The following is a 12654-nucleotide window of genomic DNA, read 5'->3' as shown; positions in this document are numbered from 1 at the left end:
ATATGGGTTTTATTTTGCAACCTGTTTGCGCGAGAGTGGCAATGGCAAAAAGCAAAAGATCGCAGACAAGCTGCGATCTTCTAAGGGCCGGAGGAGGGGATCAGCGCAGGGTATCAACCATGTCAGCGATGGTCGTCAGCACATCTTTGCCCAGTTGTTTTGAGCGCTTGCCCGACCAGCCGGTGACTTTGTCGGGATGGTCGTCGTGATCCTTGAACGGCATTTCCAGGGTCAGCGACAGGCAGTCGTATTTCTGCCCGACGCTGTTGCAAGCCAGGGTCATGTTGGCCTGGCCCGGTTCGTCACGGGTGTAGCCGTGCTTGGTCTGGAAATCTTTGGTGGTGTGTTTCAGGTGGCTGCGGAAGTGCTCTTCGAGCTTCTCGATTCGCGGCGTGTAGCCCGGATTGCCTTCGCAACCAGCGGTGAACACGTGGGGGATTTCTTCATCGCCGTGTACGTCGAGGAACAGGTCGACGCCATACTTTTCCATCTGCTGTTGTACGAAAAGTACCTCGGGGCTGACGTCCTGACTGGCGTTCTGCCAGGCGCGGTTCAAGTCCTGGCCCATCGCATTGGTGCGTAGGTGACCGTGGAAGGCGCCGTCCGGATTCATGTTCGGCACCAAGTAGAGATCGGCACTCGCCAGCAGCTTGTTCAGCACCGGATCGTCATGTCTTTCCAGGCGTTCGATCACGCCTTCCATGAACCATTCGGCCATGTGTTCGCCCGGATGCTGTTGAGCAATGATCCAGACTTTGCGCTGGCCTTCGGCACCGGTGCCTTTGCGCAGCAGCTGAATGTCGCGACCTTCGACGCTTTTACCGGTTGCCAGCAATTCGGTGCCGGCCTTGCTCAGTGCCTGATCGATGAGCCAGTCGTGGCGACCACGGCTGTAGGGTTCGAAGTAGGCGAACCAGGCGTGGGTTTGCTCGGCCTCGAGGCAAAAACGCAGGCTGTCACCTTCGAAACTGGTTGGAATGCGGAACCAGTTGACGTGGTCGTAGGACGCCACTGCCTGATAGCCGGTCCAGGCTTTGTTATAGGAAGATTGGCTGGCGTTGACCAAGCGAAACCAGTGTTCCTGATGAACATGCAGGCCGCTGGCCTTGAAGTGGAACCACTGGAAGTGAGCGCTGCGGGTGTCCGGGCGAATGGCCAGAACCGGATTGAGCGGGTTGCTGATGTCGATGACTTGGATGTTGCCGCTGTCGAAGTTGGCGCTGATGTCGAACGATGATTTGGCCACGGTCATAATCGATTCCTGAATATGATTTTTATGGCCGTTACTTTACACGCAGGCAGGGCTGAAACCGAGGGGAATTGCGGGGTGTGGCGGGGGGCGTCCTCCATGACGCGCAGGCAGCTTAGAGACTGTGCGATTGATTCTCAAGTGCTAATTGTCATTAGTTTGCCCCGATTTGGCGGGGTCCGGCTTGCCAAGCGATAGTCTTTTGATATTATCCGCGCCATCGAATTTGCAGCACCTGAAGACTTCATTAGCCTGAAGCCATAAGCCCGAAAAACGGGCAAAAAAAGACCCGGCAAAAAGCCGGGTCAAAAACCGTGATTAGCCTGATGAGGAGATAGTCCAGAAGACCGACCTAAGGTCTCTGGTCCATCGACTGATCTCGCGATCAGCTGCTTGCAATAATAATCATTATCATTTGCAAGTCAAATGTTTTTATCTGCGCGATTGGAAAATTCTTTCCCGTCCGTGCGTACTCCCGTTCCTCAGGCATCATCGCCATCGAGTGAATGGTCGACCATCGCCCGCGCCATATCCACCATGTGCACCACTGAAAATGCCAGATCCCGATTTGCGCCTTGCAGGCTTTCGGCTGCCTTGAACGCAGTGGCCGCTGCACACCGCAAAAGGTCCGAGGCGTGCACCAGAGCTTCTTCGCCACTGAGATGGCGCCTGACATCGAAAAAACGCTCGTCGACCTCCGGTTCTGACACAGCTGGTTTCAAGTAATAGTCCAGTGCTCGCTGCGCTGCCGCATTGCCTTGGGGCGAGGTGAAGCTGGTGTCAATTTGCAGGTCGGGCAAGTCTTTGCTGCTGATATTCATGATGAAGAAGCACTCCTTGGTCGATTGAAAATCCGTGCCTTCAGAATAGTACTCTGTGTAGTTGTGACCAGAATTTAAATACTACAATATGTGTTTTGCTGGCCGAAGGCGTCGACGTAAGGTGCTGCACATGGATAAATGGATTGAGTTGGTCAAGGCCAAGATGAGTGAACTCAAAATCACTCAAACAGAGCTCGGAGAGCGCGTCGGCATGTCCCAGGGCGGGATCGGCCATTGGCTGAACAAGCGTCGCGAACCCGGCATCACTGAAATGAACCGCGTGTTGCAGGCACTGGGCATGGATTTCCTCGAAGTGGTGTTGGTAATCCGTGAACCGCAACCAGCGGCGGACGACGAGATGCCGCTGGCCCAGAAGTACAACCCGTACTTCCGTTACCCGGTCAGCGATTGGCAGACGACGTGCGAGGTGCGCGAAAGCGATCCGGCGTCCTACGCCAAGGCATCCGGCAAGCAGCGCTTCGAACTGACGGATTACCACGCACGTGGCCCGGCGTTCTGGCTGACGGTGACGGGGGATTCAATGACCGCTCCCAGTGGCCAGAGCATCGCCGAAGGCATGCTGATTCTGGTCGATCCGGCAGCCGAAGCGGTGCCCGGCAAACTGGTGATCGCCCAGTGGCCCGACAGCGCTGAGGCGATTTTTCGCAAACTCGACGAAGAGGGCGGCCAGCGTTACCTGGTGCCGCTCAATCCGACCTGGCCGAAAGCCCTGCTGACCGATGAGTGTCGAATCATCGGTGTTGTGGTTCAGGCAACGGCGCGTTACTAGTCAGATCGATCCGCGCCACGCGTAGGATCGATCCTCCCGTTTACACTGCTTCCAGTTCAACCAAAGCGCTGCCTTCGCCGACCATTTCGCCTTCCTGGCAATACAGCGCTTTGATCACCCCCGCATGTGGCGCACGGATGCTGTGCTCCATCTTCATGGCTTCCAGCACCACCAGTTGCGCACCGGCCTCGACCGATTGCCCGGCCTCGACCAGCACACGGACAATGCTGCCGTTCATGGGCGCAGTCAGGCCACCCTGATGACTGTGACTGGCTTCGACGGCACTGATCGGGTCATGCGTCTCGATGCGCCGCAACTCACCTTCCCATTGCAGATAAAGCGAATCACCTTGGCGGATAGCCCGCAACGTACGACGTACGCCCTCGTGCTCGACAATGAGTGCTTCGCCGGAGAGTCTGGCGTGGTCAGCGGCACTCAACGTCAAAGCGCGATCCTGCTCCTCGCAACTCAAATGCAGGGTGATTTCCCGGGGCAATCCCGCACGCAAACCGCTGTTGATTGACCATGGCGAAGCAGGGTCATCCTCGCGCGCCAACTGCGGCAGGCTCTGCGCCACCGCCTGAGCAGCCGCGTTCCAGAAGGCATCGCTCAACGCGCCTGGAGCAGGCAGCAATTGCTCCTGATAACGCGGAATAAATCCGGTATCCAGCTCTCCCGCCGCGAACGCCGGGTGCCCGATGATCCGGCGCAAAAAGTTGATGTTGGTTTTCAAACCGCCAATCGCGAACTCGTCGAGCATGCTCAACAACCGCAACCGAGCCTGTTCGCGATCTTCGCCCCAGGCAATCAGTTTGCCGAGCATCGGGTCGTAGAACGGCGAGATTTCATCGCCTTCTTCGACCCCGCTATCAACGCGGCGCCCCGGCCCTTGCGCCGATTCGCGATACAACGCCAGACACCCGGTCGCCGGCAGAAAATCATTCGCAGGGTCTTCGGCGTACAAGCGCACTTCAATTGCATGACCGTTTAGTGGCACTTGATCCTGCGTGATCGGCAATGCTTCACCACGGGCAACGCGGATCTGCCAGGCGACCAGATCCAGGCCTGTAATGGCCTCGGTCACCGGGTGCTCCACCTGCAGGCGCGTGTTCATCTCCATAAAGAAGAATTCGCCACGGGCATCGAGCAGGAACTCCACCGTACCGGCGCCGACATAACCGATTGCCTGCGCCGAACGCACGGCCGCTTCGCCCATGGCGCGGCGCAGTTCCGGGGACAGGCCCGGTGCCGGTGCTTCTTCGACGACTTTCTGATGGCGTCGTTGAATCGAGCAATCACGCTCGTTGAGGTACAGGCAGTGGCCATGTTGATCGGCGAATACCTGGATTTCCACATGACGTGGCTTGAGCAGGTATTTCTCCACCAGCATCCGCGAATCGCCGAACGACGACTGCGCTTCACGCTGAGCGGAGGCGAGGGCTTCGGCCAACTGGCTGACGTCCTCGACTACTTTCATGCCTTTGCCACCGCCGCCGGCCGTAGCTTTGAGCAGCACCGGATAACCAATGCGTGCGCAGGCATCGCGGAAGGTCTCGAGATCCTGTGCTTCGCCGTGATAACCCGGCACCAGTGGCACGCCCGCAGTTTCCATCAGCGCTTTGGCCGCAGACTTGCTGCCCATGGCGTCGATGGCCGAGGCGGGCGGGCCGAGGAAAATCAACCCGGCCGCTTCGATGGCGCGGGCGAAGCCGGCGTTTTCCGAGAGAAACCCGTAACCCGGATGAATCGCCTGAGCGCCGCTGGCCTTGGCCGCTGCGATCAGTTTGTCGATTTGCAGGTAACTGTCGGCCGCCTTGCTGCCACCGAGATCGACGCGAATGTCCGCTTCACGGCTGTGCCGCGCCTCGCGGTCGGTGGCGCTGTGCACGGCAACCGTGGTCAGGCCCAGTGCTTTGGCGGTGCGCATCACGCGGCAGGCGATTTCGCCACGGTTGGCCACCAGCAGGGTGGTGAGAACGGGTGCGCTCATCAACGCGGCTCCTTGGTGGTGGTTGCGGCTTGCCAGCTCGGCGGACGTTTTTGCAGAAAGGCGCGCAAGCCTTCCTGACCTTCAGGGCTGACGCGGATGCGGGCGATGGCATTTTCGGTGTAGCGGCGCAGCGCCGGGGTCAGCGCGCCGTTACCGACTTCACGCAGCAAATCCTTGCTGGCGCGCATGGCGGCCGGGCTGTTGAGTAACAAGTTGTTGATCCAATGTTCGACTTGCTGATCAAGTTCAGCGGCTGGATAGCTCTCGGCCAACAAACCGATTTCCCGAGCGCGTTGGCCGCCAAAACGTTCGGCGGTCAGCGCATAACGCCGTGCCGCGCGCTCGCCGATAGCCTGTACTACGAACGGGCTGATTACCGCCGGCGCCAGGCCAATGCGTACTTCCGACAGGCAGAATTGCGCGTCATCGGCGCCAATCGCCATGTCGCAGCAACTGATCAACCCCAGCGCGCCACCGAACGCTGCGCCTTGGACAACGGCAACGGTGGGGATTTTCAGTTTGGCGAGGTTGTACATCAGTTCCGCCAGTTCGCGGGCGTCGTCGAGGTTGGTGTGATAGTCGAGCTCGGCCGATTGCTGCATCCACGCCAGGTCAGCGCCAGCGCTGAAATGCTTGCCACGGCCGCGCACCAGCAAAAAACGCAGGCTGGCGTCGCTGGCGACTTTGTCCAATGCAAGGATCAGTTCGCGGATCATCTCGGCGTTAAACGCGTTGTTCTTTTCGGCGCGGTTGAGCCACAGCGTCGCGAAACCCCGTGGGTCGCTTTGCAGTTCGAGGGTGTTGAAGTCACTCATGAGATTCTCCCGATCACATCCGGAACACGCCGAAGCGGCTCGGTTCGATTGGCGCGTTCAGCGACGCGGACAAGGCCAGGGCCAGCACATCGCGGGTCTGCGCCGGGTCGATGACGCCGTCGTCCCACAGGCGTGCGCTGGAATAGTAAGGATGACCCTGCTCTTCGTATTGGTCGAGAATCGGTTGCTTGATCTCGGCTTCCTGCTCGGCACTGAACGCCTGACCGCTGCGTTCAGCCTGCTCACGTTTGACTTGTACCAATACGCCGGCTGCCTGTTCGGCGCCCATCACGCCGATGCGCGCGTTCGGCCACATCCACAGGAAACGCGGATCGTAGGCGCGGCCGCACATGCCGTAGTTCCCGGCGCCGAAGCTGCCGCCGATGATCACGGTGAACTTCGGCACTTTCGCGCAAGCAACGGCTGTTACCAGTTTCGCGCCGTGCTTGGCGATGCCGCCGGCTTCGTATTTCTGGCCGACCATGAAGCCAGTGATGTTTTGCAGGAACAACAGCGCAATGCCGCGTTGGCAGGCCAGTTCGATGAAGTGCGCGCCTTTCTGGGCGGCTTCAGCGAAAAGGATGCCGTTGTTGGCCAGAATCGCGATCGGGTAGCCGTGCAGGTGCGCAAAGCCACAGACCAGCGTGGTGCCGAACAGCGCTTTGAATTCATCGAACACCGAGCCGTCGACCAGTCGCGCAATCACTTCGCGCACATCGAAGGGTTGCTTGGCGTCGGCGGACACCACGCCATACAACTCATCGCTGGCGTACAACGGCGCGATCGGCGGGCGTTGCTGCACTTCACCGAGTTTGCGCCAGTTAAGGTTGGCGACACTGCGGCGGGCGAGGGCGAGGGCATGTTCGTCGCTCTCGGCATAATGGTCAGCAACGCCGGAAATCTTGCAGTGCACATCGGCGCCGCCCAGATCCTCGGCGCTGACCACTTCACCGGTCGCGGCTTTTACCAGTGGCGGGCCGGCGAGGAAAATCGTTGCCTGATTGCGCACCATGATCGCTTCGTCCGCCATCGCCGGCACATAGGCACCACCGGCAGTGCAGGAGCCCATGACCACGGCGATTTGCGGAATGCCCATCGCGCTCATGTTGGCCTGGTTGAAGAAGATCCGCCCGAAGTGCTCACGATCCGGAAACACTTCGTCCTGGCGCGGCAGGTTGGCGCCGCCGGAGTCCACCAGATAAATGCACGGCAGACGATTCTGCTGCGCGATGGTCTGCGCGCGCAGGTGTTTTTTCACCGTCAACGGGTAGTACGAACCGCCCTTCACCGTCGCATCGTTGGCGACGATCATGCATTCGACGCCTTCGACTCGACCGATCCCGGCAATCACACCGGCGGCAGGAACCTCTTCGCCATACACGGCGTGGGCGGCCAATTGGCTGATTTCCAGAAACGGCGAGCCTGGATCGAGCAAGCGGTTAATGCGCTCACGCGGCAGCAGTTTGCCGCGCGAGGTGTGGCGTTCCTGGGCTTTCGCGCCGCCACCCTGCGCCACTTGGGCGAGCAGGGTGTGCAGGGCGTCGACCTGTTTGAGCATCGCCGCGCTGTTGGCGGCGAACTCCGCTGAACGGGGGTTGAGCTGAGTGTGCAAGGTAGCCATGGTCAGCTCCGATTAGCGGGTTTCGTTGAACAGTTCGCGACCGATCAGCATGCGACGGATCTCACTGGTGCCGGCGCCGATTTCGTACAACTTGGCATCACGCAACAGACGACCCGCCGGGAATTCGTTGATGTAACCGTTACCGCCGAGAATCTGGATCGCATCGAGGGCCATTTGCGTGGCGCGCTCAGCGGTGTAGAGGATTACCCCGGCGGCATCCTTGCGCGTGGTTTCGCCACGTTCGCAAGCCTGGGCAACCGCATAGAGATAGGCGCGACTGGCATTGAGCTGGGTGTACATGTCGGCGACTTTGCCCTGGATCAGCTGGAATTCGCCGATGCTTTGGCCGAACTGCTTGCGGTCGTGGATGTACGGCACGATCAGGTCCATGCACGACTGCATGATCCCCGTTGGGCCACCTGACAGCACCACGCGTTCGTAATCGAGGCCGCTCATCAGCACCTTCACGCCGCCGTTGAGCACACCGAGAATGTTTTCTTCCGGCACTTCGACGTCATCGAAGAACAGCTCGCAGGTGTTGGAACCGCGCATGCCGAGCTTGTCGAATTTGTTGCTGCGGCTGAAGCCTTTCCAGTCACGTTCGACGATGAACGCGGTGATGCCGTGCGGGCCTTTTTCCAGATCAGTCTTGGCGTAGATTACGTAGGTGTTGGCGTCGGGGCCGTTGGTGATCCAGGTCTTGCTGCCGTTGAGGACGAAGTGGTCGCCGCGTTTGTCGGCGCGCAGTTTCATCGACACCACGTCAGAACCGGCGTTGGGCTCGCTCATCGCCAGCGCGCCGACGTGTTCGCCACTGATCAGCTTTGGCAGGTATTTACTTTTCTGTTCGTGGTTGCCATTGCGGTTGATCTGGTTGACGCAGAGGTTGGAGTGCGCGCCGTAGGACAATGCCACCGACGCCGAGCCGCGACTGATTTCTTCCATCGCCACCACGTGCGCCAGGTAACCCAGGCCTGCGCCGCCGTACTCTTCCGGCACGGTGATGCCGAGCAGGCCCATGTCGCCGAATTTGCGCCACATGTCGGCGGGGAACAGGTTGTCGCTGTCGATCTGCGCGGCGCGCGGAGCGATTTCCTTGGCAACAAAGGACTGAACCTGATCGCGCAGCATGTCGATGGTTTCACCGAGGGCGAAGTTCAGGGATGGGTAGCTCATGGGTCACCTTTTGGCTTTTTTGTAGGGTGGGGAGAAGGGCGTTGCAGTTCTCACCTTTACGTTAACGTAAGCCTGCGGTGAAGGGCTGTCAATCACCCTTTACGTTAACGTCAACTTGAGCGAGAGTAGACGCAGTTCAGGATTGAACGCTGATTAGTTTTTGTAGGAGTGAGCCTGCTCGCGATGGCGTCGTGTCAGTCGACATAAATGTTGACAGATGGATCAAGCTCGCGAGCAGGCTCACTCCTACAAGTGACCGTCGGCAACCCATAAATAAAGACAATAGGGGTCGTCATGGATCAACCCAGTGCAAACCCGCAGCGCAGCTACACCCGTGGTTCTCAGGACAAAGCCTTGCTGGCGATGACTATTGGGCAGAAGTTCGATCAGACCGTCGCGCAGTACCCGGACGGTGAAGCGCTGGTGGTCCGCCATCAGCAGTTGCGTTATTCCTGGCGACAACTGGCCGACGCGGTGGACCTGCACGCCAGAGCGCTGCTCGCCCTGGGTTTGCAGGCCGGCGACCGCCTCGGTATCTGGGCGCCGAACTGCGCGCAGTGGTGCATCACGCAAGTCGCCACCGCGAAAATCGGCGTGATCCTGGTCAACATCAACCCGGCCTACCGCAGTTCCGAACTTGAATACGTCCTCAAACAGTCCGGCTGCCAATGGCTGGTCTGCGCCGGAGCCTTCAAGTCCTCCAACTACCACGGCATGCTGCAAGGCCTGGTGCCGGAACTGGCCGAGCAATCCGTCGGCCATTTGCGCAGTGAGCGTTTGCCGCAGTTGCGCGGGGTGATCAGCCTCGACGCGCAGCCACCGTCAGGTTTTCTGCCGTGGTCGCAATTGGCCGATAGGGCAGCCAGTGTCTCTGAAGAACGACTACACGAACGCAGCGACAGCCTGCACTTCGATCAGCCGGTGAACATCCAGTACACCTCCGGCACCACCGGTTTCCCCAAGGGCGCGACCCTCAGCCACTACAACATCCTCAACAACGGTTACATGGTCGGCGAGAGCATTGGCCTGACCCCGTGCGACCGCCTGGTGATCCCGGTGCCGCTGTACCACTGCTTCGGCATGGTCATGGGCAATCTCGGCTGCATCACCCACGGCAGCACGATGATTTACCCCAACGATGCGTTCGATCCACTGCTGACCCTGCAAACCGTCGCCGAAGAGAAAGCCACGGGCCTCTACGGCGTACCGACCATGTTCATCGCCATGCTCGATCAGCCGCAACGCGCCGAATTCGATCTGTCGAGCCTGCGCACCGGGATCATGGCCGGGGCCACGTGCCCGATCGAAGTGATGCGCCGGGTGATCAGTGAAATGCACATGAGTGAGGTGCAAATTGCTTACGGCATGACTGAAACCAGTCCAGTGTCCCTGCAAACCGGGCCAAACGATGAACTGGAACTGCGCGTGACCACCGTCGGCCGCACCCAGCCGCAACTGGAAAGCAAGATCATCGACGAGGCCGGCAACCTGGTGCCGCGCGGCACCATTGGCGAACTCTGCACCCGCGGTTACAGCGTAATGCTCGGTTACTGGAATAATACGCAAGCCACGGCCGAAGCCATCGATGAGGCTGGCTGGATGCACACCGGCGACCTGGCGAGCATGAACGAGGAGGGTTACGTCAACATCGCCGGGCGTAACAAGGACATGATCATTCGCGGTGGCGAGAACATTTATCCGCGTGAGCTGGAGGAGTTTTTCTTCACCCATCCGGCAGTGGCGGACGTCCAGGTGATCGGCATTCCGTGTTCGCGTTATGGCGAGGAGATTGTCGCCTGGATCAAATTCCATCCCGGCCACAACGCTTCCGAACTGGAGTTGCAAATCTGGTGCAAGGAACGCATCGCGCACTTCAAGACGCCACGGCACTTCAAGTTCGTCGAAGAGTTTCCGATGACGGTGACGGGCAAGATCCAGAAATTCAGAATGCGCGAGATCAGTATCGAAGAGCTGCGCGAAAAGCACGCCTGACAGCGAGCAAATGTAGGAGTGAGCCTGCTGGCGATAGCGTCGTGTCAGTCGATGTAAATATTGACTGATACACCGCTATCGCGAGCAGGCTCACTCCTACAAGGGATCGGCGTTGAAAACACAAATCACAGAAAGCACAAAGGGGAGCCGAGGCTCCCCTTTAATTTTGTCGTCGCGTGCTCTTTTTTATTATTGAGGGTCGGTCTGTTGTTGTTTTTGGCAACCGTGGCCCTTTACCGCTGTTTTTGGCGACCCCCATCCGGGGTCAAGAGCAAACGTATTTTTTTGAGCGCTGATCTGCTTTCTCGTTAAACGATCCAACCGATTCGGGAGCTACCTGAAGGTAGTTTTATTGTTCTCTGCCCGGTTGCGGGTCACTCCTGAGAGCACCCTGAAAAGCACACCTTCTCCAAAAAAATCTGTTAGCTGCGTCTCTGCCGTGTTGTTTTTGTTATGTCAGAGTCGGTACGTCTTATTTTTATTGGTTTGCTGCTTTTTATTCTTGTTATGCAATAGAGATAGCAGAAGCCGTGCCAACTTTAAAAAATCCTTATGAATCATCAAGTTAATAATTTTGCAGTTTTTTCTGTCAGGCGAAACCAGACAATTTGTTTCCGTGTTACTCGCTTAAGCCCCCATTCCAGACGCAGCGGTAACACCTTGCCCCCCTCACTGTGCGCTGCGAGCCTTGGCCACGCGCGAACCGGTCGGGCGACCGAGCACCGCGCTGATCTGCTGACCCGCGGCAATCAAGGCGTCCAGGTCGATACCGGTCTCGATGCCCAGGCCGTTGAGCAGGTACACCACGTCTTCGGTGGCCACGTTACCGCTCGCGCCTTTGGCGTACGGGCAGCCGCCGAGGCCCGCGATAGAGCTGTCGAACACCGAAATACCTTCGAGCAGGCTGGCATAGATGTTGGCCATGGCCTGACCGTAGGTGTCGTGGAAATGCCCGGCGAGTTTTTCCCGTGGCACTTGCGCCGACACCACTTCAAACAAGCGGCGAGTCGCGCCCGCAGTGCCAGTGCCAATGGTGTCGCCCAGCGAAATTTCGTAGCAGCCCATCACATACAACTCGCGCGCGACCATCGTCACTTGCTCTGGGGCGACCGTGCCTTCGTACGGGCAACCGAGCACACAGGACACGTAACCGCGCACGGTAACGCCGTGCTGTTGCGCCGCCTCCATGATCGGCGCAAAGCGCGCCAGGCTTTCACTGATCGAGCAGTTGATGTTGCGTTGCGAAAAGGCTTCGGAGGCGGCCGCAAACACTGCCACTTCCTTGACCCCGGCAGCGATGGCGTCTTCAAACCCGCGCAGGTTCGGCGCCAGTGCACCGTAGGTCACGCCGTGCTTGCGCTGGATCTGCGCGAACACCTCGGCGGAACCGGCCATTTGTGGCACCCACTTGGGCGAGACAAAACTGCCGACTTCTATATAGCTCAGGCCAGCGGCGCTGAGAGCATCGACCAGTTGCACCTTGTCGGCGACGCTGATGGGCTGGGCTTCGTTCTGCAGGCCATCGCGCGGGCCGACTTCGATCAGGCGTACTTGGGAGGGAAGGGACATGGCGGTTGACCTGTTGTAGTTATCTGAAGTCTGCGGATATCCCCCTGTGGGAGCGAGCCTGCTCGCGAATGCAATCTGTCATTCAACATCTATGGTGATTGACCCGGCGCATTCGCGAGCAGGCTCGCTCCCACAGGGAATGGGGTTGTTACTGAATGGCCTGCTGGCTCTTGAGCGTCTGCTCCAACGCCTGCACGCAGCGCTCTTCGGCGGTATCGAGTTCCAGTTTCATCTGCTCGATATCCAGCAACTGTTGCTCCAGCTGCTCGCGGCGCTCGGTGATTTTCGCCAGCATGCTGTTGAGCTGTTTGGTGTTACCGCTGGACGGATCGTAGAGTTCGATCAATTCGCGGCATTCGGCCAGCGAGAAACCGATGCGCTTGCCGCGCAGGATCAGCTTCAGGCTGACCTTGTCGCGGGGCGAATAGATGCGTTCCTGGCCACGGCGCTCAGGGCTGAGCAGGCCTTGCTCTTCATAAAAGCGGATCGCCCGGGTGGTGATGTCCAGCTCGCGGGCGAGGTCGGAGATGCTGTAAGTCTGGCTGCTCATGGAAGCGCTCGAAAAAAGGTCTTGGCGCTAAGCTAATGGCAGGTTGACGTTTACGTCAAGCAGGAAGATCTATGGTGTTCA

At 59.0% G+C, this 12654-nt stretch carries 10 protein-coding genes; 2 read left to right on the top strand and 8 right to left on the bottom strand.

The features are described from left to right. Window positions 1–100: 100 nt before the first annotated feature. Together P3G59_RS18670 and P3G59_RS18665 are read right to left on the bottom strand one after the other, a co-directional pair. Window positions 101–1252 carry a M14-type cytosolic carboxypeptidase gene (locus tag P3G59_RS18670; RefSeq protein WP_277758466.1) on the bottom strand — a complete coding sequence of 384 codons (1152 nt, stop codon included), beginning with the start codon at window positions 1250–1252 and terminating at the stop codon, window positions 101–103. A 479-nt stretch (window positions 1253–1731) separates the two neighbouring features. After that, entirely contained in the window at window positions 1732–2070 is a 339-nt protein-coding gene (locus tag P3G59_RS18665) for a DUF3077 domain-containing protein (protein WP_277758465.1), read from the bottom strand. Window positions 2071–2200: 130 nt separating this feature from the next. On the opposite strand from P3G59_RS18665, the gene P3G59_RS18660 reads away from it, so the two are divergent. Beyond that, window positions 2201–2860 carry a S24 family peptidase gene (locus P3G59_RS18660; protein ID WP_277758464.1) on the top strand — a complete coding sequence of 220 codons (660 nt, stop codon included), beginning with the start codon at window positions 2201–2203 and terminating at the stop codon, window positions 2858–2860. A gap of 40 nt (window positions 2861–2900) precedes the next feature. Here the strand turns inward: P3G59_RS18660 and P3G59_RS18655 are convergent, their stop codons facing one another. Genes P3G59_RS18655 through P3G59_RS18640 form a run of 4 tightly spaced genes read right to left on the bottom strand, consistent with a single transcriptional unit; the run spans window position 2901 to window position 8462 of the window. Continuing rightward, window positions 2901–4850, bottom strand: coding sequence for an acetyl/propionyl/methylcrotonyl-CoA carboxylase subunit alpha (locus P3G59_RS18655; protein WP_277758463.1), 1950 nt, complete (start codon window positions 4848–4850; stop codon window positions 2901–2903). After that, a complete protein-coding gene (locus P3G59_RS18650) occupies window positions 4850–5665 on the bottom strand; it encodes a gamma-carboxygeranoyl-CoA hydratase (protein WP_277758462.1) in 816 nt (271 codons plus the stop codon). Before P3G59_RS18650 ends, P3G59_RS18655 begins: the two co-directional genes overlap by 1 nt. A 13-nt stretch (window positions 5666–5678) precedes the next feature. After that, a complete protein-coding gene (locus tag P3G59_RS18645; protein ID WP_277758461.1) occupies window positions 5679–7286 on the bottom strand; it encodes a carboxyl transferase domain-containing protein in 1608 nt (535 codons plus the stop codon). 12 nt (window positions 7287–7298) lie between these two features. Next, window positions 7299–8462: an isovaleryl-CoA dehydrogenase gene (locus P3G59_RS18640; protein ID WP_277758460.1), complete on the bottom strand. Its 1164-nt coding sequence runs from the start codon at window positions 8460–8462 to the stop codon at window positions 7299–7301. A 294-nt stretch (window positions 8463–8756) separates the two neighbouring features. On the opposite strand from P3G59_RS18640, the gene P3G59_RS18635 reads away from it, so the two are divergent. Continuing rightward, window positions 8757–10454, top strand: a complete 1698-nt coding sequence (locus P3G59_RS18635; RefSeq protein WP_277758459.1) for an AMP-binding protein — start codon at window positions 8757–8759, stop codon at window positions 10452–10454. A gap of 669 nt (window positions 10455–11123) precedes the next feature. On the opposite strand, the gene P3G59_RS18630 is transcribed toward P3G59_RS18635, so the two are convergent. Beyond that, a complete protein-coding gene (locus P3G59_RS18630) occupies window positions 11124–12023 on the bottom strand; it encodes a hydroxymethylglutaryl-CoA lyase (protein ID WP_277758458.1) in 900 nt (299 codons plus the stop codon). 148 nt (window positions 12024–12171) lie between these two features. Further along, window positions 12172–12573: a MerR family DNA-binding transcriptional regulator gene (locus tag P3G59_RS18625; RefSeq protein WP_093434160.1), complete on the bottom strand. Its 402-nt coding sequence runs from the start codon at window positions 12571–12573 to the stop codon at window positions 12172–12174. Between the last annotated feature and the right edge of the window lie 81 nt (window positions 12574–12654).

It is taken from the genome of Pseudomonas sp. A34-9, from assembly GCF_029543085.1.
Lineage (GTDB): Bacteria > Pseudomonadota > Gammaproteobacteria > Pseudomonadales > Pseudomonadaceae > Aquipseudomonas.
This window is presented reverse-complemented; position numbering and strand designations above follow the sequence as displayed.

Coding starts and splice junctions, on each gene's coding strand:
- P3G59_RS18655 (WP_277758463.1), bottom strand. CDS start 4,850: ATGAGCGCACCCGTTCTCACCACCCTGCTGGTGGCCAACCGTGGCGAA.
- P3G59_RS18630 (WP_277758458.1), bottom strand. CDS start 12,023: ATGTCCCTTCCCTCCCAAGTACGCCTGATCGAAGTCGGCCCGCGCGAT.
- P3G59_RS18640 (WP_277758460.1), bottom strand. CDS start 8,462: ATGAGCTACCCATCCCTGAACTTCGCCCTCGGTGAAACCATCGACATG.
- P3G59_RS18645 (WP_277758461.1), bottom strand. CDS start 7,286: ATGGCTACCTTGCACACTCAGCTCAACCCCCGTTCAGCGGAGTTCGCC.
- P3G59_RS18635 (WP_277758459.1), top strand. CDS start 8,757: ATGGATCAACCCAGTGCAAACCCGCAGCGCAGCTACACCCGTGGTTCT.
- P3G59_RS18670 (WP_277758466.1), bottom strand. CDS start 1,252: ATGACCGTGGCCAAATCATCGTTCGACATCAGCGCCAACTTCGACAGC.
- P3G59_RS18665 (WP_277758465.1), bottom strand. CDS start 2,070: ATGAATATCAGCAGCAAAGACTTGCCCGACCTGCAAATTGACACCAGC.
- P3G59_RS18650 (WP_277758462.1), bottom strand. CDS start 5,665: ATGAGTGACTTCAACACCCTCGAACTGCAAAGCGACCCACGGGGTTTC.
- P3G59_RS18625 (WP_093434160.1), bottom strand. CDS start 12,573: ATGAGCAGCCAGACTTACAGCATCTCCGACCTCGCCCGCGAGCTGGAC.
- P3G59_RS18660 (WP_277758464.1), top strand. CDS start 2,201: ATGGATAAATGGATTGAGTTGGTCAAGGCCAAGATGAGTGAACTCAAA.